21 protein-coding genes are annotated in these 23,170 nt (G+C 37.1%); 6 read left to right on the forward strand and 15 right to left on the reverse strand.

The features are described from left to right. Positions 1-120 precede the first annotated feature (120 nt). Together AAFN87_RS16140 and AAFN87_RS16145 are read right to left on the reverse strand one after the other, a co-directional pair. Complete coding sequence (locus tag AAFN87_RS16140; protein WP_347792090.1) at positions 121-759, reverse strand: FMN-dependent NADH-azoreductase; 639 nt, start codon at positions 757-759, stop codon at positions 121-123. Positions 760-883: 124 nt separating this feature from the next. Next, positions 884-1,588 carry a DsbA family oxidoreductase gene (locus AAFN87_RS16145; RefSeq protein ID WP_347792091.1) on the reverse strand — a complete coding sequence of 235 codons (705 nt, stop codon included), beginning with the start codon at positions 1,586-1,588 and terminating at the stop codon, positions 884-886. Between the two features lie 124 nt (positions 1,589-1,712). Here AAFN87_RS16145 and AAFN87_RS16150 point away from each other — a divergent pair, with 124 nt between their 5' ends. Then, complete coding sequence (locus AAFN87_RS16150) at positions 1,713-3,074, forward strand: FAD-dependent oxidoreductase (protein WP_347792092.1); 1,362 nt, start codon at positions 1,713-1,715, stop codon at positions 3,072-3,074. Positions 3,075-3,184: 110 nt separating this feature from the next. Here AAFN87_RS16150 and AAFN87_RS16155 read toward each other — a convergent pair whose 3' ends face one another. Beyond that, entirely contained in the window at positions 3,185-4,111 is a 927-nt protein-coding gene (locus AAFN87_RS16155; RefSeq protein ID WP_347792093.1) for a manganese-dependent inorganic pyrophosphatase, read from the reverse strand. Between the two features lie 271 nt (positions 4,112-4,382). Here AAFN87_RS16155 and AAFN87_RS16160 point away from each other — a divergent pair, with 271 nt between their 5' ends. After that, positions 4,383-5,186, forward strand: coding sequence for a GNAT family N-acetyltransferase (locus tag AAFN87_RS16160; RefSeq protein ID WP_347792094.1), 804 nt, complete (start codon positions 4,383-4,385; stop codon positions 5,184-5,186). Between the two features lie 90 nt (positions 5,187-5,276). On the opposite strand, the gene AAFN87_RS16165 is transcribed toward AAFN87_RS16160, so the two are convergent. Then, a complete protein-coding gene (locus AAFN87_RS16165) occupies positions 5,277-6,134 on the reverse strand; it encodes a MurR/RpiR family transcriptional regulator (RefSeq protein ID WP_347792095.1) in 858 nt (285 codons plus the stop codon). A gap of 315 nt (positions 6,135-6,449) precedes the next feature. Continuing rightward, entirely contained in the window at positions 6,450-7,676 is a 1,227-nt protein-coding gene (locus AAFN87_RS16170; protein ID WP_347792096.1) for an MFS transporter, read from the reverse strand. Positions 7,677-7,879: 203 nt separating this feature from the next. On the opposite strand from AAFN87_RS16170, the gene thrC reads away from it, so the two are divergent. The 4 genes from thrC (at position 7,880) to AAFN87_RS16190 (ending at position 12,823) form a co-directional block, all read left to right on the forward strand. Further along, positions 7,880-8,932, forward strand: a complete 1,053-nt coding sequence (thrC, locus tag AAFN87_RS16175) for a threonine synthase (protein WP_347792097.1) — start codon at positions 7,880-7,882, stop codon at positions 8,930-8,932. Next, the gene (gene thrB, locus AAFN87_RS16180) at positions 8,929-9,822 is read left to right on the forward strand and encodes a homoserine kinase (RefSeq protein WP_347792098.1); all 894 of its coding nucleotides are present in this window, start codon (positions 8,929-8,931) and stop codon (positions 9,820-9,822) included. Before thrC ends, thrB begins: the two co-directional genes overlap by 4 nt. A 103-nt stretch (positions 9,823-9,925) precedes the next feature. Then, on the forward strand, positions 9,926-10,570 hold the full coding sequence (locus AAFN87_RS16185; protein ID WP_347792099.1) for an NAD(P)-dependent oxidoreductase: 645 nt from the start codon (positions 9,926-9,928) through the stop codon (positions 10,568-10,570). Between the two features lie 195 nt (positions 10,571-10,765). Then, the gene (locus AAFN87_RS16190) at positions 10,766-12,823 is read left to right on the forward strand and encodes a catalase (RefSeq protein ID WP_347792100.1); all 2,058 of its coding nucleotides are present in this window, start codon (positions 10,766-10,768) and stop codon (positions 12,821-12,823) included. Between the two features lie 76 nt (positions 12,824-12,899). On the opposite strand, the gene zupT is transcribed toward AAFN87_RS16190, so the two are convergent. From zupT to AAFN87_RS16240, 10 genes are all read right to left on the reverse strand, one after another. Beyond that, a complete protein-coding gene (gene zupT, locus AAFN87_RS16195; RefSeq protein WP_347792101.1) occupies positions 12,900-13,715 on the reverse strand; it encodes a zinc transporter ZupT in 816 nt (271 codons plus the stop codon). A 283-nt stretch (positions 13,716-13,998) separates the two neighbouring features. Then, positions 13,999-14,619, reverse strand: coding sequence for a phosphatase PAP2 family protein (locus AAFN87_RS16200; protein ID WP_347792102.1), 621 nt, complete (start codon positions 14,617-14,619; stop codon positions 13,999-14,001). A 102-nt stretch (positions 14,620-14,721) separates the two neighbouring features. After that, entirely contained in the window at positions 14,722-15,048 is a 327-nt protein-coding gene (locus AAFN87_RS16205) for an antibiotic biosynthesis monooxygenase family protein (RefSeq protein ID WP_347792103.1), read from the reverse strand. Positions 15,049-15,103: 55 nt separating this feature from the next. Next, on the reverse strand, positions 15,104-16,105 hold the full coding sequence (locus AAFN87_RS16210) for a siderophore ABC transporter substrate-binding protein (protein WP_347792104.1): 1,002 nt from the start codon (positions 16,103-16,105) through the stop codon (positions 15,104-15,106). A 261-nt stretch (positions 16,106-16,366) separates the two neighbouring features. Further along, on the reverse strand, positions 16,367-17,134 hold the full coding sequence (locus AAFN87_RS16215) for an iron ABC transporter ATP-binding protein (protein ID WP_347792105.1): 768 nt from the start codon (positions 17,132-17,134) through the stop codon (positions 16,367-16,369). Then, complete coding sequence (locus tag AAFN87_RS16220) at positions 17,131-18,087, reverse strand: iron chelate uptake ABC transporter family permease subunit (protein ID WP_347792106.1); 957 nt, start codon at positions 18,085-18,087, stop codon at positions 17,131-17,133. The genes AAFN87_RS16215 and AAFN87_RS16220 overlap by 4 nt, the downstream gene beginning before the upstream one ends. Beyond that, positions 18,077-19,027 carry an ABC transporter permease gene (locus tag AAFN87_RS16225; protein WP_347792107.1) on the reverse strand — a complete coding sequence of 317 codons (951 nt, stop codon included), beginning with the start codon at positions 19,025-19,027 and terminating at the stop codon, positions 18,077-18,079. Before AAFN87_RS16225 ends, AAFN87_RS16220 begins: the two co-directional genes overlap by 11 nt. Before the next feature lie 311 nt (positions 19,028-19,338). Beyond that, positions 19,339-20,445: an o-succinylbenzoate synthase gene (gene menC / locus AAFN87_RS16230; protein WP_347792108.1), complete on the reverse strand. Its 1,107-nt coding sequence runs from the start codon at positions 20,443-20,445 to the stop codon at positions 19,339-19,341. 10 nt (positions 20,446-20,455) lie between these two features. Next, positions 20,456-21,295: a GNAT family N-acetyltransferase gene (locus tag AAFN87_RS16235; RefSeq protein WP_347792109.1), complete on the reverse strand. Its 840-nt coding sequence runs from the start codon at positions 21,293-21,295 to the stop codon at positions 20,456-20,458. Between the two features lie 232 nt (positions 21,296-21,527). After that, positions 21,528-23,012 (reverse strand): peptide MFS transporter, encoded by a 1,485-nt coding sequence (locus AAFN87_RS16240; RefSeq protein ID WP_347792110.1) that lies wholly within the window; start codon positions 23,010-23,012, stop codon positions 21,528-21,530. Between the last annotated feature and the right edge of the window lie 158 nt (positions 23,013-23,170).

The following is a 23,170-nucleotide window of genomic DNA, read 5'->3' on the forward strand; positions in this document are numbered from 1 at the left end:
GTTTTAGCATTACTAGGTTCAAAATTTATAAGCTTTGAGCGCATTCAATAACTAATACTTTAATAAATAAAATGCCCTGAAAAGCAAGTTAATGTACTTTTCAGGGCATTTAAAATTTTATTATGCAGTTACTGCTACTAATTTTTGTGCTGCTGCTTGAACTTTTTCTAAACCAGCTGCAATAATCGCTTCAGCGTTTGCTGGATCAGCATTGTGACCTTCAATAATTACTTCGTCCACTTTTTGCATACCGTATACTCCACCGATTACAGTGTTAATGTAAGTTGCCGCCATTTCCATTGGTGCAGTTTCTGGTGTTGAGTAAATACCACCACGAGCTGATAATACGATGTATTTTTTATCAGTCATTAAACTTACTATGTTGCCGTTTTCATCATATTTGAATGAATAACCTGCACCATAAGTGTAGTCGATGAATGATTGTAATGCTGCTGGAATTGTTAAGTTCCATAATGGGAATGCAAAGACAACTACGTCAGCTGGTGTTAATGCTTCACGTGATTTGTTGAATGATGCTAAAGAAGCCGCTTCTACTTCATTTAATTCTTCGCCAGCTTGCGCTTTACCGAAAGCATTGAATAAATCTTGGCCGAAGTAAGCTAAATTTTCTTCGAATACATCGAAAGTTGTTACGTTTAAGCCCTCAATTTTTGCAGCTTCTGCTACGAAAGTTTCGTACATTTTTGTTGAAACACCGTCTGGACGGTTATTTGCTTTTACTACTAATACGTTTGTCATTTATATAAAAACTCCTTTAAATCAATTAGATTAATTTCACTTATCTTGAAATCAAGATATATTAGTATAATAATAGAGCAACAGCGAAAAATCAACCTAGTTGCTCTACAACTTTAGACCGAGATTATATATCACATACCCCATCTTTACATGCTGCTCCGTCGTTGCCGACCATGTTGAGCTTACGTGTTAAGCCGGCTTCTGTTGCTGCTTTTTCAATAGTTTGCTCAAATAAATCTTGCGGCTGTGCACCCGATATGCCGTATTTATTATCAACTACGAAAAACGGTACTCCGCGCACGCCTAATTGCTGTGCGACTTCAATATCTTGCTGTACTTCTACTGTATACTTATCACTTGCTAAAACTTCATGAACAGCTGCAGCTTCTAAACCGACCTCTTGCGCTAAAGTTTCAAGTACATCTACACGTCCGATTGCTTGCCCTTCTAAAAAGTACGCCTTCAATATACGTTCATTCATTTCAGCGCCTTTTCCATTGTCCTCTGCCCATTTTGTTAACCGATGTGCCGCAACAGTATTTGCTGTTTTCATTTCATCAAAGTTATATTCCAGTCCTACCTCTTTAGCACGTAATGCCAAATTTTGAGTCATCGCTTTCGCTTCTTGCAGCGACATATTGTATTTTTTTGTTAAACCGTTGTAAATGGAATCTTCCATATCTACTGGTGTATTGGGGTCTAATAAATAGCTTTTAAACTCTACTTCAATTTGTCCGTCATAGCCGCTATTATTAATTGCTTTTTCTAATTGTTTTTTACCAATATAACAAAACGGACATACATAATCTGACCATACTTGAATTTTCATTAGTAAAACCTCCCTTTTTTATCATTGTACAAATATTGTAAAGAGATATTCAATTTTTTCGACTTGTGAATATCGCTCCCTTCCTTTCCCTATACTGAAATTTAACTAAAGGAGGGGGTATCTAATGCAACAATCATTATGGTTACAACACGTGACACCACTTACAACTTCAACAGTAACATCTGATATGACATGTGATATTTGTATTATAGGTGCAGGACTAAGTGGGATTTATACATCATACTTACTTGCAAAAGAGGGTTTTAACGTTGTTGTAGTAGAGGCAAAGGCAATTGGAAGTGGGGCAACTGTTTATTCGACAGGCAAACTCACCGCCCAGCACGGTGCTCTATTTCATACTTTACCCGAGGAACATGCTAAGCTTTACTATCATGCAAACAAAGATGCAATTGAACATGCGCTTAATACCGCCTGTAACAAAACATTTATTCGTGCGACATCCTTTCTATATACAACGGAGCAAAATAAGCGCATACAGTTAGAGCAAGAACATACTGCTTATGAAAAAATCGGTATTCCTTCTATTGCTACTAATGATACAGAGCTTAATGTAAACGTACAATTGGCGCTTGGCATGAAGGACGAAGCACAAATTCATCCTGTTTCTTTTTTATTGCATTTTGCAAAGCTTGCACAAAAAGAAGGCGTACAATTGTTTACTAATACACGTATTACGCATGTCACGAATGATCCAACAGCTACAACAGAAGATGGCTATACAATTACGTGTGATAAGCTCATATTATGCACACATTATCCAATTGAATCGCTTTCTGGACTTACTACTACTAAGTTGACGATTAATCGCACGTATTTAACTGCTGTTAAAACAAAGGAATTATTAAATGGGCAGTATTTAAGTATTGATTCATCGTCAAGAACTATTCGTACAGCACTTATTGAGGCTGATCCTTATTTTATTTATGGCGGTATGTCACATGCGGCTGGTATGGAAAGTGAGACGGCAAAATACTACGATACGCTTTCTAAAGAGCTTGAGACTGTTTACGATTTACCTGCACCAAGTTATTTATGGAGTGCGCAAGATATGGCGACACCAGATAAATTGCCTTTTGTTGGTCCTATTTCTAAGGATTCTCCAATATTTATAACGACTGGTTACAATAAATGGGGGTTATCAAACTCGCTCGTTGCTGCTGAAATATTGCGTGGGATTTTCACTAAAAATGAGCACCCAGCAACAGCACTGTATTATCCTAACCGAATAAAAGGTCGCACCATTTATGAAATGCTCGTACAAGTAGGCTTTATAGGTGAGCAGTTTATCGGTGGCCATATTACACGTATATCCGCACCAAAATGTACGCACTTAGGCTGTAAAACAAGATGGAATACAGCAGATGAAACATGGGATTGTCCATGCCATGGCTCACGATATGATAAGAATGGAGACGTTATAGAAGGGCCAGCTGTATATCCTTTAGATTTAAAAAACTCCGAGTAATAATACTCGGAGTTTAAGTTTGTAGACAAAGTCTAAATGATTTTGTCTACACTTATTTATATTGAAAAATGTAAGCACCATAGTATGCAAACGTTTTTCACCACTTTACTTTATTTAAGACCTTCCGTTAACACTGGCACGATTTGTTTTTTTCGAGAAACAACCCCTGGTAATACGATGCGCCCATTCACGATTTCAGCACCGAAGCTTCGCGCTGCTGCCTCAGCAACTTGTCCAACTGCCACTGCCGTTGAATCGTTATTTATGATGTCAGTTACGACGAAGAAAAATAAGTCTAAGTCGTTTTCTTCTACATTTTTCGCAAGTAGCGCTTCTAGTTCTGCTTGACGACCTAACACATCTTCGATATCTACTGCATTCACTTGTGCTATTACTGCTTTATTAGTACCAAAATCAAAGCCTTTTGCATCTAGTGACAATAATTCCTCTAATGATTTATCCGAAAGGTCCGCGCCCGCTTTAAGCATTGCAAGACCGTACTCAGCAGCATTGACACCCGCGATATTAGCTAGTTCCTCGCCTGCTTTCACATCTTGTTCAGTACATGTTGGCGATTTAAATAATAATGTATCTGACACGATTGCCGATAACATTAAACCAGCAATATTAGCAGGTATTTCTACATTATTTTCTTTAAACAATTTATTTAAAATAGTTGCAGTACAGCCAACTGGTTCTGCTCGGAAGTATAGTGGGTCAGCTGTTTGGAAGTTTGCTATTCTGTGATGATCGATTACTTCTGTAATTTGTACTTTTTCGATACCGTCAGCTGATTGTTGGAATTCGTTATGGTCAACTAAAATGACCTTATCAGTTTCACCTACTACTGAATTGATTAGGCGAGGCGCTTCAAATCCAAATTTCTCTAAAGCGAATTTTGTTTCATTGTTTACTTCACCTAGTCGTACAGCTTCAGCTTCTACGCCTAATTGTTGTTTTAAATACGCATAAACGATTGCCGATGTAATTGTATCTGTATCTGGATTTTTATGTCCAAAAACTAAAATCTTGCTCATAAAATAGCCTCCTGGATTATTGCTTATTTTTGACTTCATTTTATCATACCTTATATTAATAAGAGAAATAGAACTTTTCATGAAAATAGCATGTTTATAAGAATAGAAAATATACATTATTAACAACGTAGACAGGGTCGAAAAATGTCGAAATTTTGTTAAACATATGTTATTACCATAATAATTCTTTCATATTTTTTATTAAACATTTGATTCTTATGTTAAAATATCCATATGTAATATAATTTGATACATAGAAATGAGGGTTTTAATGACGAAGAAAATGGAGAAGAAGTATATTCCATTAGCTGAGTTCTTCCAAAATGCTACGCAAAATGAATTTACGCTTACATACAACGCAATAGAGAATATTATGGGACAAGGTCTACCAAATGCTGCCTATTTAAATTTGAGCTGGTGGAAAAAAACAAAGCCGCCACTGACACATTACTTATCTTGGTTCAATTCGAACTACAATGTAATTGATGTACAGCTCGGCCGTACAGTAACATTCTCTAGGTTGCAGGCTACGAATGAACAAAGCGAAGGCGAAGCTTCTAGTAAACATACATTTATTATTCGATCAATCGAAACAGACGATGCACGTGCATTTATAAACTTAAAGGAAGCCATTTATGCGAAATGTAATTTTGATTATTGCAAAGAGTACAATCAAAACTTAACCGTGCAAAGCATTCGTAAACAAATGGCTGAATGGCGAAAGCAAAAAAATAGCACTATTTTACTCTGCATTTTAAATGGTGAATTTGCTGGATATGCATATATTAAAGGGCATGACGCACCACACATTAAACACGTCGCCTCATTATGTATAGGCGTAGTAGCTGAGCATGAGAGAATCGGAATCGGTACAGCGCTATTACAGCAAAGCGAAAAATGGGCGAAACGAAATGGGATAGAAAGATTGGATGTAGCCATTATGTCACAAGATGAAAAAGCTATTTCGTTTTTCGAAAAATATGGTTATGAAGTAGAGGGCACAAAAAAACAAGCAATAAAATTCAATAATCACTACTATGATGAATTGCTTTTCGGGAAGCTTCTCGCCGAATAACAGGCAGTAATATCCCACTACAGTTAGAAGCCTCACTTTTAACAATAAAAAAATGTCCGCTTAGAGATGAGGTCTCTAGACGGACATTTTTTAAATTACTTGTATTATTTCACGGACTTCATCGTCATGTTTAATTTTTACATTCGCTGCATGATATGCCTCATACTGCTTTTTATTTTGCAAAATAATACATTCTACAAGGGCATTAATAAAGGAAAAGACTGCAACTGAACAAATTGTATGTTGTTGCTTTTCTGTATCGAGAATGAATAATACATCTACGTAGTTACTAATTGAGCATACTGAACTGTCGCTAAGAGCAATAATTTTCACTTTTTTACGCTTTGCAATTTGTACGATTGTCAATACATCTTCGTATTGCTCATTTAAAGCAACAACAAATAATACATCTCGCTCATTCATTTGCGTAATTTTCATCGCAATCGCTTCGGCATCATACTGAATAAAGTGGACATTATTTCGGTAGCCTTGTAAGTTTTCATTTAACCAATACGCTGCTGGTCCAGAACTTCTAAATCCTAACACATACGCGTTTTCTGCTTGATGAATCCATTGTACCGCGCTGTCGAAATTTTCTTCATTGATTAATTGCATTGTATTTAATATGTCGTTCATATCGTGTGACATAACATCATTACACAGAATATTTCGTTTTTTCGTTGCGCGTTTTTTCATTGGTGCTGGGGCTACACCATTTTTCTCAATTAAATATTCCTTCATTTTTTCCTGCAATTCACTAAAACCTGTGAAATCCATTGCATAACAGAAGCGAATAACTGTCGACTCGCTTACACCAGCTTGCCTACCTACTTCCGAGGCTACTTGTGTGGCGATTACGTTCGGGTTTTCTAAAACAAATTGTGCGACTTTACGTTGCCCTTTTGACAATCGAATAAACTTCTTTTTTATACTATCGCAAATGCTCATACTCTACTCCTATCCTTTCTTCAAAATAGTCCTAGTGATGTTAGTTCAAAGAACGCTGTAATACCCATAATAGAACATACACTACCATGAATATAAATTGAATACAACGACTTTTCTGAAAAAACTTCAATACTTTAATTAATAAAACTACTATCGATATAAAATTGACATATTTATGTATATTATATTTAAAAAATAAAACTATTAATATAAATCGACTATTTTTATTAAATTACTAAAGTTTAATTTACTGTATAATTCACTGCATTTATACATAAAAGAGCGGCCTGAATACATCAGGGCCGCCCTTTTCACTTATTGTAATTCAGTTTGTTTCGTTTCTTTTCCTAAAAACAATACTGCTGAGACACCAATTAAAATTGCGATACAAAAAATAGCGAAAATAGAACCGATTTCATATCCTCTCGTTAAGAGTGAGCCAACTAGGAGGGGTCCAAATATACCGCCTACGCGACCAACTGCTGCTGCCATACCTGCACCTGTCCCACGAATAATAGCAGGATACTGTTCAGGTGTATATGCATAAAGTGCACCCCAAGCACCTAAATTAAAGAATGATAAAAACATACCCGAAATGAGAAGAACGGTTACTGAATCTGCATTACCAAATACAAACGCACTAGCTGCCGTCCCAATTAAATAAGTAACGAGGACAAATTTACGCCCAAACTTTTCGATGAACCAAGCGGCTGTAAAATATCCTGGTAGTTGTGCAAATGTCATGATGAGCACATATTTAAAGCTCGAAATCAAATCAAAACCTTTTCCGACCATTACACTAGGAAGCCATAAAAACATACCATAATATGAAAATACTACTGTAAACCATAACGTCCAAAGAACAAAAGTGGATCTTACGTATTTACGTGACCACACATCTGCAATATTTTGTACAATTGAGCGTTTCTTTGCTTCTACTTTTACTGAAAATTGTGGAGAATCCGGTAGCTTCATGCGAATATAAATGGCATAAAACGCCGGTAACGCAGTTAAAATTAATGCGACGCGCCATCCTTCAATCGGCCAAAAATCTGCCGGAATAACAAAATAAGAAATGACCGCTGCTATTAACCAGCCCGCTGCCCAAAAGCTTTCTAATAATACGACAACTCGTCCGCGCTCTTCTGCTTTGACACTTTCCGATACCAATGTAGATGCAACTGGTAATTCCCCACCTAGTCCCATGCCAACGAAAAAGCGCAAAATCATAAACGCTGCGAGAGTTGTAGTTAGCGCTGATAGACCGCTAGCTACAGAAAATAACACAAGCGTCCACATAAAAATTTTCTTGCGCCCAACTTTATCTGCAAAGACACCGAACATGAGCGCCCCTACTGCCATACCGATCGAGTTAATACTTCCGATCCACCCCATTTGAGTTGAATTTAGTCCCCAATCTACAGCAAGTGCCGCGATGACAAACGACAGAATACCTACATCCATTGCATCGAACATCCAACCGAGACCTGCTACACCGAGTAATTTGTTGCGTGAAATTGACTGTGTTTCATTTTTCCCCATTGATAGTTACCACCTGTCTTTACACTTGACTTAACATGTATACTATACATTTATTTCAATAAAGTGACAATAAAAACTTTAAATATCAAATTGTTTAGATAATTTAGCTATCTCCTATTGAAATAGAATCGTAGGAGCGTTAAAATGTCTTTTATACAAAAACAATTGTTCATCTAGTGAGAACAAAAGGAGATAATTTCGTCATGTGGAAAGGTCTTATCGAAGAATATAAACAATACTTACCTGTCAATGAAAATACACCTGCTCTATCATTAAACGAAGGGAATACACCTTTAATTCCTTTAGTTAATCTGTCAAAGAAATTAGGCATTGAGCTATACGGAAAAATCGAAGGCGCAAACCCTACTGGCTCTTTTAAAGACCGCGGAATGGTATTCGCTGTTGCAAAAGCAATCGAGGCAGGTTCGAAATGTGTTATTTGTGCATCTACAGGAAACACATCTGCCGCAGCCGCAGCTTATGCAGCACGTGCTGGTATCCAATCAATCGTCGTTATTCCAAAAGGTAAAGTAGCACTTGGTAAATTAGCACAAGCTTGTATGTACGGTGCAAAAATTATCGAAATTGATGGGAACTTCGACGATGCACTGAATATTGTACGTCAAGTAAGCGAAACAACACCCGTTGCACTCGTTAACTCTGTCAACCCATACCGAATAGAAGGTCAAAAAACAGCAGCATTCGAAATTGTAGATTCATTAGGAAAAGCGCCCGATTTCTTATGCATACCGGTTGGTAATGCAGGAAATATTACTGCATATTGGAAAGGTTTTAAAGAATATAATGAAGCAAAAAATTCTGGTCTGCCAAAAATGTTCGGTTTCGAGGCAGAAGGTGCAGCTGCCATTGTGCAAGGTGCGCCAATTACTAATCCTGAAACTGTAGCAACAGCAATTCGTATCGGAAACCCTGCTAGTTGGAAGTTTGCAGAAGCAGCACGTGATGAATCAGGCGGAATAATCGACTCTGTAACAGACGAAGAAATTTTAGCAGCGTATAAAATAATTGCGAGCACAGAAGGTATTTTCGTTGAACCAGGTTCTGCAGCTTCTCTTGCAGGTGTCATCAAATCTGTAGAAGCTGGCAAAATTCCTCAAGGTAGCCAAGTAGTAACTGTCTTTACTGGTAACGGCTTAAAAGACCCTGATACAGCAATGAGCGTTTCAACAGTTGATGTAGTATCACTAAAAAATGATGAAGAAGAAATTCGCAAATATATTGAGGGTGTACTATGAGCTGGCAAATAAAAGTGCCTGGCAGTACAGCAAACTTAGGTCCTGGCTTTGATTCAATCGGGCTAGGTTTGTCACTTTATTTATCTTTACATGTCACGCCTCAAGACGAGTGGGAATTTATTCATACAGGTGATAATGTACCGACTGATACGACAGTTGAACATCATCTTATTTATAAAATTGCAAAACAAGTTGCTGACCAATTCGGTAAAACGCTTCCTAGCTGTCGCGTGGAAATGACAAGTGAATTACCACTGGCACGTGGTTTAGGTAGTAGTGCAGCTGCTATTGTTGCAGCAGTCGAACTTGCAAATATTATATGTGATTTACAACTGACTATAGAGGATAAACTAAACATTTCATCTCAAATCGAAGGACATCCTGACAATGCAACAGCTTCCGTTCTAGGTGGACTAACAATTTCCGCTATGGATGTTAATGGAATTGTAGATACGATGCATGTACGCGAAGTCGATGCATCTTTCGTCGTCTTTATCCCTGACGTTGAATTAAAAACAGCTGAATCACGTGATATATTACCAGCGCAATTTGACCGCTCTTATGCAGTGCGTGCTAGTGCAAATGGCAATATGCTAGCAGCGGCGTTAATGGCAAAAGACTATGTACGGATTGGTCATTATATGGAGGCTGATTTATTCCATGAGCCATTCCGCGCAAAACTAATTCCTGCTTACTCTGAAATCCAAGCAGCCGCCAAAACTGCTGGTGCATATGGAACAGCTTTGAGCGGTGCTGGTCCGACATTAATTTCTATAATTCCAAGTAATATCGCTGACGCATTTGTTACGGAAATGAAAGAGCAATTCCCTGCTCACAAAATTGTATTAACAACAGCCGATACAAATGGTTCACAAGTTACCGAAATATAAAAAAGCAGTACAAACTATTATGTTTGTACTGCTTTTTTAGGGAATAATTACTTTTATTTATGGATATACTAATAAAATATTGTGAATGAAAGGGGACGTTTCTATGAAAATTGGAATAATTGCTGCTTCTGGTAAAGCAGGTAGTCATATTTTAAGAGAGGCGCTCATGCGAAACCATGATGCGACTGCAATAGTTAAAAATAAAGCGACTTTAAAAGAGCCTGTTACAACGATTGAGAAGGATTTATTCGACCTCACAGCAACTGACATAGAATCGTTCGACTATGTAGTTAATGCCTTTGCCCCAGCAAACGGCGAAGAGCATTTGCATGTTGATGCAGGCAAACATTTAATTTCAATTTTACAACCTACAAATACTAAATTATTCGTCGTCGGTAGCGCAGGTTGTTTATTTGTAGACCGTGATCAAACGGTACGCCTACTTGAAATTAGCGATTATCCTGAGCATTTAGCTACAGTAGCTAAATACCAGCTTCAAAATTTAGAAAACCTCCGTAACTCTACAGTTCAATGGACATTTCTTAGCCCTTCTGCAATGTTCGATTCAGAAGGTCCGCGCACAGGACATTATGTACTCGGTAAGGAACATCTAGTTGTCAATTCACAACTTAATAGCTATATAAGCTACGCTGACTTTGCTGTTGCTGTTATTGATGAAATCGAAAATGCCAATCATGTAAATAAAGTTTTTACCGTTGCATCTGAAAACATAACAACAGCATCCTAACATATATTACCTTCACATCGAATATTATTAAATAAAATAACCTTTAGAGGCGACAGCTATTTGGAATCCTAAAAATTGCTGTCTCTTTTATTTGTGCCAAAACGGATAGTTTTTATATACATGAAAAAATGAAATGCACATATATTTTATTAAGTTTTGTGCTATTTGGTATTCAAAATTTAGAAAGGAGATTTAATGGATAATCAAAAAAATAATGACGAATTAAACAAAAAAGAGCAACAGCTTGAAGGCTTTACAGTGAATAATGACGGAAAAAAGATGACGACAAATCAAGGTGTGAAAATTTCAAATGATGAAGACTCTTTAAAAGCAGGGTTAAGAGGACCGACTTTAATGGAGGACTTTCATTTCCGCGAAAAAATCACTCACTTTGACCACGAACGTATTCCAGAGCGTGTCGTCCACGCTAGAGGATATGCCGCACATGGCGAGTTTGAATTATACGAATCAATGACTCCATTTACGAAAGCTGGATTTTTACAAAAGCCAGGCACAAAAACACCTGTATTCGTTCGATTTTCAAATGTTGTCGGTAGTTTAGGCTCACAAGATACCGCTCGAGATGTACGTGGATTTGCGGTGAAGTTTTATACCCCAGATGGAAATTTCGATTTAGTAGGCAATAATATCCCTGTGTTTTTTATTCAAGATGCTCTAAAATTCCCCGACCTTATTCATGCTGCTAAACCTGAGCCACATAACGAAATACCACAAGCTGCAACAGCGCACGACACATTTTGGGATTTTGTTGCAAACAATCAAGAAACGGCCCATATGGTTATGTGGCTTATGTCGGACCGTGCAATACCGAAAAATTTCCGCATGATGGAAGGGTTCGGTGTTAACACATTTAGATTGGTCAATGCAGATGGACATTCTAAATTTGTAAAGTTCCATTGGAAACCTATACTTGGTGTCCATTCACTCGTTTGGAATGAAGCGCAACAAATCTCCGGCAAAGATCCTGATTTCCAGCGCCGTGATTTATGGGAGTCAATCGAAGCTGGTAATTTTGTAGAATATGAACTTGGTGTACAAATGATCGACCCCGCCGATGAATTTAAATTCGATTTTGATATTTTAGATGCAACAAAAATATGGCCAGAAGAGCTTATTCCCGTAAAAAAAGTTGGTAAATTAACGCTAAATCGCAATGTTAATAATGTATTTGCAGAAACCGAGCAAGTAGCGTTCCATCCAGGCAATGTAATACCCGGTATCGACTTTTCAAATGATCCTTTACTTCAAGGAAGATTATTTTCTTATTTAGATACACAATTGTTACGGCTTGGCGGTCCAAACTTTACTGAAATACCTATTAACCGACCACTATGTCCGTTCCATAATAATCAGCGCAACGGATTTAGCCGCCAAATGATTAATGTAGGAAAAGTAAGCTACCATAAAAATTCACTTGCCAACAATACCCCTTCGACAAGCACTGCAGCTGAAGGCGGGTATGTTCATTATGCAGATAAAGTCGAGGGGCGTGTTATTCAAGGAAGAAGCCAATCCTTTAATGATCATTTCTCACAAGCAAGGCTATTTTGGAATAGTATGTCTCCACCTGAAAAACAACATATACTCGATGCCTTTACATTTGAAGTTGGGAAAGTGCAAAGCAGAAGTGTTAGACAGCAAGTTGTGAATATGTTTGTCCATGTTGATCAAGCTTTAGCTACGACACTTGCTGATCGCCTAGGCGTAAATCCTCCGAAAGGGATGCAAGTGAATATCACAGCTTCCTCCCCTGCATTAAGTCAAAAAAATACGACATTCGCACCTCAAACATTAAAAGTAGGCATTCTTATCGGAAAGAACTTTAATGCAGCTGAAGTAAATCAAATGATAAAAACATTCAAACGTTACGGTGTGTGCTATAAAGTGATATCAGAAAAGCTCAATCCTGTATCAAGTTTGGACGGTGCAAAACTACAAGTGGATGAGACATTTTTAACGACAGCCCCAGTTCTCTTCGATTCTTTATATGTCGTTGGTGGAACAGCTACTGATCAAGCGAAGTTTAATAGTGATATGACGGACTATATTCGACAAGCTTATAAACATTACAAGCCAATTGGAATCGCTTCTAGTGGAGCATCATACTTTAATGCTATTAATGCTCCAATTGGCCCTGGCATACTTTTTGCAACAGGAAACCCAAATTTCGGCGATGACTTTATTAAAATAATTACACGACAGCGCTTTTGGGATAGAGATATAAATATATAAGTATAGCAAAAAGAACCCTCTAATTAGAAAATCAGTTTGAGGGTTCTTACTTCTTTTGCACAAGATATACACATATTTATGCTAATAATACTAAACTAACCGCCATCATAGCCATTCCTGCGACTAAACCGTAAATCGATAAATGTGTTTCATCGTATTTTTTCGCTGCTGGTAATAATTCATCGAGAGAAATAAATACCATAATCCCTGCCACACCGGCAAATACAACACCAAACATAATATCATTTAAAAAAGGCATTAAAATAAGAAATGCGACAAGTGCTCCTACAGGCTCAGCTAACCCAGAAAGTAACGACAATTTAAATGCTTTCATACGTACACCTGTTGCATAGAAGATTGGCACAGCGACAGCAATCCCCTCTGGAATATTATGAATTGCAACAGCAATAGCAATCGCTATTCCAAGGTTCGGATCTTGAAGAGCTGACATAAATGTCGCGATGCCTTCTGGGAAATTGTGAATCGCAATTGCGAGTGCCGTAAATGTTCCCATTTTCATCAATTTATCTGCCTCTGCAATTTGCTTACCTTCAACAGCATTCACATCTTCTACTGTCCGCACTTCATGTGGGTTATTTTTATTCGGTATAAATTTATCGATAAGCGCGATAAGTAAAATACCACCAAAAAAGCCCAAAATGGTCATCCAATAACCTTCTTTAACCCCTAGCGCAGCTGTTAGTGAATCCTTAGCTTTAACGAAAATCTCTACTAATGATACATAAATCATGACACCTGCTGAAAAGCCTAACGCGACGGATAAAAATTTCGTGTTTGTTCTCGATGTAAAAAAGGCAATCAAACTTCCGACACCTGTTGCAAGCCCTGCAAACAATGTTAAACCAAGTGCTAATAATACGTTACCCTCCATGAATTTCCACCATTTCTCATATTTTAATAGTATTATATGCGAAATGTTTCCCGATAACAACTTTTTTAGACTAAGTAACACTTTTTGTTAATAACCAACTTAAAAGATAAAAAATAATGGCTGCCTATAAGTAATAACCTACATGACAGCCTAGTATTTTTATAATAAATTTTTCATAATACATTTATTTACGCAGTTGTCATATCGAAATATCACTATCTTCGTCGCAAATCGGGGTCTTAAAATGACTTTTCAGACGCACCCTTGGTAATTCCCATAATAATTAACGTTCTTGTAAATTCACCGAATGAAAAATGCGCTTGCGACGCTCATACCAGAATACGCAAATAGCAAACCATGTGTAACCTATACTCCATCCTGCAAGAACATCTGAAGCGAAATGGCGGCTTTCTGCAATGCGTGATAAACCAATTAAGCATATTAACACGAGTGCTATAACCCACACGAGTAGCACTTTTTTCTGATCCGTTAACACTTCCGATAATAAATAAGCGATTGTAAGTAAATATAACATGCCCGTCATCGCATGCCCTGACGGAAAGCTATACGAAGTTAATTGGTCAAGCATCTCTGGCCTCGGACGTTCAACCCATTTTTTTAATAGCTGATTTACCACATTCCCGGCGCCAAAAGTAAGCAATACAAAAAACATCCCACGATAGTTACGCTCACGTACCCATAACCATATCATTAAAACTAGCCCAACAAGAACGACAAAAATGGGCTCTCCGATATAATGAAAGAAAATAATAAATGTATTGCCTTCAAGTAAATCGGACATCTTTTCATCAAATGCAATAATACTAGGTGTATTATAAGTTATACGAAGCCCGAAGAAAATACATAATGTTACAACTGCTAATAGATACATCCTTTTGTTCATCAATATTCCACCTTTAATTTTCTTCCGTTATCTTAACATATTATATGAATAAACTACTTTAAAAACATGTAGAAAACAAAAAAAGCACTCGATATTGAGCGCTTACTCTACAACCATATAATTTGCGTGGGATGATTCAATAATATATTCTGGTTGTGCAGGCTTACCTTCTTTTAACTTCGCCTTATGACCCGCAATATGCTCAGGGCTCTTCTCCCAGTTTTTCCATGCCTCTTCTGATTCCCAGCGAATAATCATTACTACTTCTTCATCACCACGACGTACTTTTTTCACTAAAATTTCACGACCGATAAAACCTGGTTGTTGTTCAACTAAAGATGGCCCTTGATCTGGCTTACGCGTAAAACGCTCTAGCACTTTTTCTGCATTGCCTTCTGTGACGATAAAACGTCTCATTTGAATGAACATACTCTAACCTCCCTTTTAAAAAAAGCTGCCCTGTATAAGGACAGCTCTGTATTTATTATTGTAATGCAGCCTTGATTTCGTTTACTTTTAGTAATTCAGAAGTTAAACCGCCACCTGCTAAATACCAAAGAGCACCGTTTAAGTAGATGATTTTATCGTTTTTAGCAGCGTTTGTTTTGTTAACAATATCGTTATTGAATGCTTCTGAAATATTTGATTTCTCACCAGTAGCAGCTAAACGGTCGACTACAAATAAAATATCAGGATTGATTTCAAGGATTTGCTCATAGCTGATTTGTGCGCCGTGAGTTGAGTTTTCAAGATCTTCTGCTGCAGCTGGGAAACCATATACGCTGTGTACGAAACCGTAGCGTGAACCAGCACCTGGACCGTAAGCTGAGATTTTTTCATTGTAAAGTGTTACTAAAGCTTTTTCATCTGAAGCACCAGAGATAGCTTTTACTTCTTCAATTGCAGCATCAATTTCTGCTAATTTAGCGTCAACTTCTGCTTGTTTGCCAAATAAGTCAGCAGCGATTTGTACTGAAGCATGGAATGAGTTCCAGTAATCGTCGTTTGAAGTACCAACGAATACAACTGGAGCGATTTCTTTTAATTGTTCGTAAGCGTCACCTTGACGGCCTGAGATGAAAATAACGTCCGGTTTCATAGCAGCAATATCTTCAAATAAAGGCTCTTTTAAACCGCCAGCATTTAAATATTTATCATCAGCAAATTTGCTTAAGTGCTCAGGGAAGTTACCTTTTGCAACAGCTGTTACTTCAACACCTAACGCGTCTAAAGTATCAAGGAAACCGTAATCAAATACTACGATTTTTTCTGGTGCTTTTTCAAAAGTTACATCTTCATACCCTTCAACAGTTGATTTAATAGTCATTGGGAATGCTGAAGCTTCTTCATTGCTTTCCGTTTGTTCTTTTCCAGTAGAACCAGTTGTTTCTTCTTTTTCTTTTGTCCCTTCGTCTGAAGATCCACAAGCAGCTAGTACGAATACTAGCATCGCTATAAGTACGGTAAGTAATTTCCAGTTTTTCATCTGTTAAAACTCTCCTATTCTTTATTTAAAAATGGTATTATTGTTGTTTGCCAGCTCGTAATGATTATCATTATCATTTGAACAATTCTCATTATAGTCACAATGATTCTCATTGTCAACTGTTTCCACAAATTTTAGTCACATAATTCCAAAACTATAAAATCCTTTATAAATCAATGTTTATAAAGGATTTTATATAGAATTCGTTATATTTTTTAAAGTTTTATTTTACATATTTCCGAAGTCATTCTCAACTACACATTAAGAATGCGAGTTAAAGTATACACAAATTCGACAGCCATCTTGCTCTTGAACAGGGATATGCATGTCATAAATTTGTTTAAGCGCATCTGAATTAATAATTTCGTTTGTAGGACCATCTTTTACAACACGTCCATCTTTTAAAGCTACAATGCGATCTGAATAAACAGATGCAAAGTTAATATCATGCAATACAATCACAACTGTTTTACCAAGTTCATCAACAAGCTTCCGTAGTATTTTCATTATTTGAACAGAATGCTTCATATCTAAATTGTTTAATGGCTCATCTAGCAAAACATAATCCGTATCTTGAGCAATAACCATTGCGATAAAGGCGCGCTGACGTTGACCACCTGATAGTTCGTCTAGAAACTTATCTTCCATTTCAAGCAAGTTCATATATTCTAATGCCTGGTTAACATGCACAATGTCTTCTGATGTTAAACGACCACGTGAATACGGGAAGCGACCAAAAGATACTAATTCACGGACAGTTAGACGCACATTCATAAAGTTTGATTGTTTTAAAATGGATACACGCTTTGCAAACTCTTCTGATTTCCACTGACGAACATCATTTGAATCGAGCAATACCTCTCCAGTATCTGCACTTAATAAGCGACTGACCATCGATAATAATGTCGATTTACCCGCACCATTTGGTCCGATAAACGACGTAATTTTACCTGTTTCAATTGTTACGTTCACATCTTCTACAACGGCTTTTTTGCCGAAGTATTTGCTTAAGCTCTTTACTTGAATCATCCTGCCGCCCTACTCTCTTTCAGTAATAAATAGATAAAGTATACGCCGCCAATAAAGTTAATAATTACGCTTAACGTCGTACTAAACTCAAAGACGTGCTCTACAATAAACTGACCACCGACTAATGCAATAATACTAATTAAACTTGCACCCGCAATAAGAACTGTATGCTTATACGTTGCAAAGAATTGATACGAGAGATTCGCTACAATTAAACCAAAAAACATAATCGGTCCAACAAGTGCTGTTGAAGTAGCAATTAATACAGATGATAAAATTAATACATTCATAACAATCCGGTCGTAGTTAACACCTAAATTCATCGCTGTTTCACGACCAAGCGACATAACATCTAATTTGTTCATAATTGTATAGCCGTATATAAATGCGACAAGCAAGATAGCCGCTGCCACCCAAACCAAATCTCCGTTCACGTTATTAAAACTTGCAAACATTTTATTTTGCAAAGCCGTATATTCATTCGGATCAATAATAACTTGCATGAACGTTGTAATACTTCCGAGTAGAGTCCCAAGAATCATCCCAACAAGTAATAAAAAGTAGATTGTATGCTTGTCGGCTCTAAATAAAATGCGATATAAAAGAAGCGCAAACAGCACCATTGCAATTATTGAAATTCCAAAGTTGAAATATTTATTAATAACTAAGATCGACGAAGATCCAAGGAAGAAATAAATAAGTGTTTGCACAACCATGTACATCGAGTCAAGCCCCATAACAGAAGGGGTCAAAATACGATTATGCGTAATCGTTTGGAATACGACAGTTGAATACGCAATTGCTACCCCCGTTACAATCATTGCCATTACTCTAATCATACGACGTGGAAAGGCATAATCAAAACTTCCTTTAATATCGTAAAGACCGAATAGGGCAATACAAATAATACTTAGTACTGCTAAAATCCCTAATTTAAGCGCATTATTTCGCATATGCTCGCCCCCTAAACAACATGATTAGGAAAATCACGCCACCAATCACACCTACTGTTAAACTAATTGGAATCTCATATGGATAAATAATAAGACGACCAACAATATCACAAGCAAGCAGGAATAGTGCACCAAGCACAGCCGTATGCGGTAATGTTTTCGATAAGTTGTCTCCTTTATAAATAGAAACAATGTTTGGTATGATTAACCCTAAAAACGGTATAACACCGACAGTTAAAATTACTGTTGTAGAAATAAGTGCTACAAGGATTAGCCCTAAATTAACAACAAATTTGTATTTTACACCGAGATTTTTGGAGAAATCTTCTCCCATCCCCGCTACTGTAAAACGATTTGCGTATAGATACGTAATAAATACAATAGGAATACTCACATATAATAACTCGTAATTTCCTTTAATAATAAGCGTGAAGCTACCCATCATAAAAGCTGAAACGTTTTGTAGAATATCCGCTTTATAGGCGAAGAATGTCGTTACCGAGGATAAAATATTCCCGAACATAATTCCAACGAGTGGAATAAAAATTGCGTCTTTAAACTTGATACGGTTTAATAACTGCATGAAAAACAGCGTACCTAATAATGCAAATGTAAAGGCAAATACAATTTTATGTGTTTGAGTAGCACTCGTAAAAATCATTGCGACTAAGACACCTAGTTTTGCAGCATCTAATGTACCTGCTGTTGTTGGCGATACGAATTTATTTCTACTTAAGCTTTGCATAATTAAACCAGCGATACTCATGCCGACACCTGCTAAAATAATTGCAATTAATCGGGGTACACGGCTAATTATAAATATTTCTGTCTCTTCTGAAGAAAAATCAAGCAAATCCAGTGGCGTAATATCTTTCGCACCAAGGAATAAGGAAATGCATGACAGTATTACAGTGGCGACAATTAAATACCATAGTTTCATCTCATTCTCCGTTAATCTTCTATATTTTACGATTCTCATTGAAAATGATTATCATATTATCTCTGTTTCCCATTATAGCGAGGTATATATTGAAAATCAAATTGCGATTGAGAACGATAATCAATGAAGTTATGTGAAAATAAAATCATTTCGGTCTTTTTTGAGCGATTCTCAGTATTTTTTAACAAAAACAGCCTCTATGTATCATTCTAATAGCACATTTTTTCACAATTACGTTGCATTGAAAAAGGTTGTTCAAAAGTACTTCATCGTACTTTCAAACAACCTATAGTTACTTTATCAATATTTAGTTACATATAATGTTTAATTGCAATGCAATATTTCTCAATTGCTGCACGATTCACTTCATAGCCAATACCTACAGTTGTCGGCACAGTAATAAAACCGTCCTCTACTGTTACTTCAGGCATAATTATATCTTCTTCCCAGTACCTATTTGAAGCTGCCGTATCGCCCGGCATTACAAAGTTCGATAACGAGGTTAGAGCAATATTATGTGCTCGACCAATGCCTGCCTCCAGCATACCACCGCACCATACTGGGATCTCTTTCTCTGCGCAGTAATCATGAATTTTCTTCGCCTCTGTAATCCCACCAACGCGACCAATTTTAATATTAATAACTTTGCAACTACCTAATTCTACTGCTTTTCTTGCATCTTCAAAAGAAGTAATGCTTTCATCCAAACAAATCGGTGTTTTTATTTCCTTTTGTAATCGTGCATGATCGACAATATCATCACATGCAAGTGGCTGTTCGATCATCATTAAATTAAATGAATCGAGTGCCTTTAGCGTCTCCATGTCAGCTAATGTATATGCTGAATTAGCATCAGCCATAAGTGGTACATCTGGGAAGCGCGAACGAATCGAACGAATTAACTCGACATCGTTTCCCGGTTTAATTTTTACTTTAATGCGCTTATAGCCTTCTTGTAAAAATCCACTAATAACTGTTAATAGCTCTTCAGTCGTATTTTGCAACCCGATACTAATGCCGACTTCAATTTTATCGGACACACCTCCAAGTGCACGAGAAAGCGGTATGTTTCTTTGCTGAGCGTAGATATCCCATACTGCGCCTTCAATTGCTGATTTCGCCATCTGATTACGGCGAATTGGTGCAAAAAGCTGACTCACTTCATCAGGATGTGTGATTTCTTTATTTAATAGCATTGGGATAAGAAAATCCTCCAACATATGATACATTGTTTTTACCGTTTCTTCTGTATACCAAGGTGCATCAAATGCGACCCCTTCACCCCAACCGGTAAGTCCTGATTCATCTTTTGCCTCTATTAATAAGAATATTTTATTTTGAAGTGTACCAAAGCTCGTTGTGAAAGGGCTTTTCATGTGCATCTTCATCGTGTATATCGTTACTTTTGTTATTTTCATACTGTCTCCTTTACAGAGCGAACAGTGATTTTTTTACTAGTAAATAAAAATGAACGGCTTCCTGACCTTGCCCTTTTACTAAATGAATAATTGCATAACCTTGTTTAAACATCGTTTCAAAAATTGTACGCGTTTTATAACGCCAGTCTTCTGCTAACGCGGGGCTTTCAACTTTTATTTTTTGGAAATACTGTGGCACTGGTAGTAAATATGCATCTCGGTGATACGATAATGCCGGATCAAATATATTTTGCGCATCAAGCATAGGTAACCCGACAAGACTAAAGGACCAAGGTACTAATTCCTCTGCTTCCTCTAGCAGCTCCTCAATTTTAGCATACCAGCGAAGTGCATCGTCGTCTTCTAATTGCCATTCGACAAAAACACGATCTGACGGTAATTTTTTATTAAAGTCATCATTTAATTGACCGTATACATTCGCCTCATACGTTGTTGCATAGCCACGTAATTTAGTAAAGTTTAAATAACCATTACGCGTTTCGAGTGGATCAAATATCCACTTACATTTGCTATGACCATATGAACGCGCTTGTTCCTTTTGATATAGCTTTAATAATTCGCCTACCCCTAGCTCGCGAAATTCTCGTTTTACACCAAATAAATGCGAGTATAAATAGTGCTCACCACTAACAAACCCAGCATAACTGTAGTTAAACCCGATTAACTCATCATTCAAATAAGCTCCTAATACAAAACCGCCATTATTAATAAAAGCAACAAGCTGGTGAATCGGTGTACAGGATGTTGACCATATCGCCTGTTCTAGTTGTCTTACTTGTTCTAGTTCATCTAATGTCTCCATCTCTTTTACAACAACTAATTCTAACATATTTTCACAGCCTCCTTTTGTATAGCCTGCCCATGCGCAGCACTGTGTAAATGAAAAGAGTAAATCTTCGGTGCTAACTGATTCAATGTTCTTTCATTAACATCATCCTCGAGCAATCCACAATTCCATTATATACCACGGGATAATAATTACATAATCAGAATTTTAAGTATTTCCCTTTAGTCGCACAAAAAAAGAACAATCCCAAATATTTTTGAGATTGTTCTTTTTTCTATTTCACTCCGCGCATCGCTTTCGAGATGATTGGTGTACATACTAATAAAATCAAGCCGAGTACGACAGATATACCACCTAGCACTCCAAAGTACGTTGCTTCGCTCACTACTTCGTATACACGAACTAGTTGTGCGTTAATCGCTTGGGCAGCGGCGCTTGTTAGGAACCATAAAGACATTGTTTGTGCCGCGAATGCCGCTGGGGCTAGTTTTGTTGTTGCAGATAAGCCGACTGGAGATAATAATAATTCCCCAATTACAACAAGTAAAAATGAAAGTACTAACCACCATGGGCTAACTAAAGTATCCCCACTTGATATGGTAGCTGGGATAATCATTACGAAGAATGATGCCCCTGCAAAAAATAATGAGAAGGCGAATTTTTTAGGTGTTGATGGTCCTTTTTCGCCCCACTTCACCCAAAGTAAAGCAAATAGAGGTGCTAAAATAATTATGAACAGCGGGTTCAACGATTGGAACCACGCTGGTGAAATTTTAAAGTCTCCTACCATTAAATCTGTACGTGTATCCGCATAAGTCGCTAAAATAGTAGCTCCTTGCTCTTGAATCGCCCAAAACATTACGGCTGCAATAAACAACGGCACATATGCCAATAAACGAGATTTTTCATCTGCCGTTGTTTTTGGACTTCGATACATAACAACAAAGAAGGCTATCGGTAATAAAATACCGAGCGCTGTAATTAATAAACTAAATGTTTCAATAGTTAAGTTTCCTGTTGAGTAGGCAATATAACCGCCAATCGCAATTACAATTGTTCCAATAGCGAAATTGCGGATTGCTTTTTTCTTTTCTTCCGCGTTCATCGGATTGCTTGGTGCAGCACCTGCTAAACCTAAGTTTTTCTTTGTTAACAAGAATACGATTAATCCGACAAACATACCTACTGCCGCAATTGCAAAGCCGACATGGAAATTAGTTGCTTCTGAAACAGCACCTACGATTAATGGTGCTAGGAATGCTCCCATATTAATCCCCATAACGAAAATACTGAAACCTGCATCTCGACGAGCATCATTTTCTGCATATAAATCACCAACTACGGATGATACGTTTGGTTTTAATAGCCCTGTACCAATAACAATGAAGAACATTGATATAAATAACATTGTTACGCCACCAGGGAATGACAGAACGATATGACCAATCATGATCATAATACCACCGTAGAATACCGCCTTTTGCGTACCCCATACTCGGTCAGCTAGCCAACCACCGATAATTCCTGACATATAAACTAATGATCCATAAATCGCCATAATTGAGTTCGCTGTTACACGGTCTAATCCAAGCCCACCTTCATGTAATTCGTAGTACATGAAAAAGATAAGAATGGCGCGCATTCCATAATATGAGAATCGTTCCCAAAATTCCGTAAAGAATAATGTGAACAGCCCTTTAGGATGTCCAAAAAAACCTTTTTGAGGCACGGATTTGACTATTTCATCTTTACTTAACATAAAAATACCCTCTTCCGTTCTTTAGTAAACTTTTTAAATTTAATGACAATTCAACTCACAATATTGCAATCGTCAGAAAACTATATTTCATTACAATAAAGCATGAAAAATATTTTTTCAAGCTTTTATTAAAATGTTAGAAATTTAAGGTTTTATTT

It is taken from the genome of Solibacillus sp. CAU 1738 (assembly GCF_039888725.1).
In the GTDB taxonomy this organism is placed as follows: domain Bacteria; phylum Bacillota; class Bacilli; order Bacillales_A; family Planococcaceae; genus Metasolibacillus.

What these genes read in the sequence shown, in the direction of transcription:
- AAFN87_RS16220 (WP_347792106.1), bottom strand. Translation starts at nt 18,087, where the DNA reads ATGCGAAATAATGCGCTTAAATTAGGGATTTTAGCAGTACTAAGTATT.
- AAFN87_RS16140 (WP_347792090.1), bottom strand. Translation starts at nt 759, where the DNA reads ATGACAAACGTATTAGTAGTAAAAGCAAATAACCGTCCAGACGGTGTT.
- AAFN87_RS16145 (WP_347792091.1), bottom strand. Translation starts at nt 1,588, where the DNA reads ATGAAAATTCAAGTATGGTCAGATTATGTATGTCCGTTTTGTTATATT.
- AAFN87_RS16210 (WP_347792104.1), bottom strand. Translation starts at nt 16,105, where the DNA reads ATGAAAAACTGGAAATTACTTACCGTACTTATAGCGATGCTAGTATTC.
- AAFN87_RS16240 (WP_347792110.1), bottom strand. Translation starts at nt 23,012, where the DNA reads ATGTTAAGTAAAGATGAAATAGTCAAATCCGTGCCTCAAAAAGGTTTT.
- AAFN87_RS16150 (WP_347792092.1), top strand. Translation starts at nt 1,713, where the DNA reads ATGCAACAATCATTATGGTTACAACACGTGACACCACTTACAACTTCA.
- menC (WP_347792108.1), bottom strand. Translation starts at nt 20,445, where the DNA reads ATGAAAATAACAAAAGTAACGATATACACGATGAAGATGCACATGAAA.
- AAFN87_RS16235 (WP_347792109.1), bottom strand. Translation starts at nt 21,295, where the DNA reads ATGTTAGAATTAGTTGTTGTAAAAGAGATGGAGACATTAGATGAACTA.
- AAFN87_RS16165 (WP_347792095.1), bottom strand. Translation starts at nt 6,134, where the DNA reads ATGAGCATTTGCGATAGTATAAAAAAGAAGTTTATTCGATTGTCAAAA.
- AAFN87_RS16160 (WP_347792094.1), top strand. Translation starts at nt 4,383, where the DNA reads ATGACGAAGAAAATGGAGAAGAAGTATATTCCATTAGCTGAGTTCTTC.
- thrB (WP_347792098.1), top strand. Translation starts at nt 8,929, where the DNA reads ATGAGCTGGCAAATAAAAGTGCCTGGCAGTACAGCAAACTTAGGTCCT.
- AAFN87_RS16200 (WP_347792102.1), bottom strand. Translation starts at nt 14,619, where the DNA reads ATGAACAAAAGGATGTATCTATTAGCAGTTGTAACATTATGTATTTTC.
- thrC (WP_347792097.1), top strand. Translation starts at nt 7,880, where the DNA reads ATGTGGAAAGGTCTTATCGAAGAATATAAACAATACTTACCTGTCAAT.
- AAFN87_RS16155 (WP_347792093.1), bottom strand. Translation starts at nt 4,111, where the DNA reads ATGAGCAAGATTTTAGTTTTTGGACATAAAAATCCAGATACAGATACA.
- AAFN87_RS16170 (WP_347792096.1), bottom strand. Translation starts at nt 7,676, where the DNA reads ATGGGGAAAAATGAAACACAGTCAATTTCACGCAACAAATTACTCGGT.
- AAFN87_RS16215 (WP_347792105.1), bottom strand. Translation starts at nt 17,134, where the DNA reads ATGATTCAAGTAAAGAGCTTAAGCAAATACTTCGGCAAAAAAGCCGTT.
- AAFN87_RS16185 (WP_347792099.1), top strand. Translation starts at nt 9,926, where the DNA reads ATGAAAATTGGAATAATTGCTGCTTCTGGTAAAGCAGGTAGTCATATT.
- zupT (WP_347792101.1), bottom strand. Translation starts at nt 13,715, where the DNA reads ATGGAGGGTAACGTATTATTAGCACTTGGTTTAACATTGTTTGCAGGG.
- AAFN87_RS16225 (WP_347792107.1), bottom strand. Translation starts at nt 19,027, where the DNA reads ATGAAACTATGGTATTTAATTGTCGCCACTGTAATACTGTCATGCATT.
- AAFN87_RS16205 (WP_347792103.1), bottom strand. Translation starts at nt 15,048, where the DNA reads ATGTTCATTCAAATGAGACGTTTTATCGTCACAGAAGGCAATGCAGAA.
- AAFN87_RS16190 (WP_347792100.1), top strand. Translation starts at nt 10,766, where the DNA reads ATGGATAATCAAAAAAATAATGACGAATTAAACAAAAAAGAGCAACAG.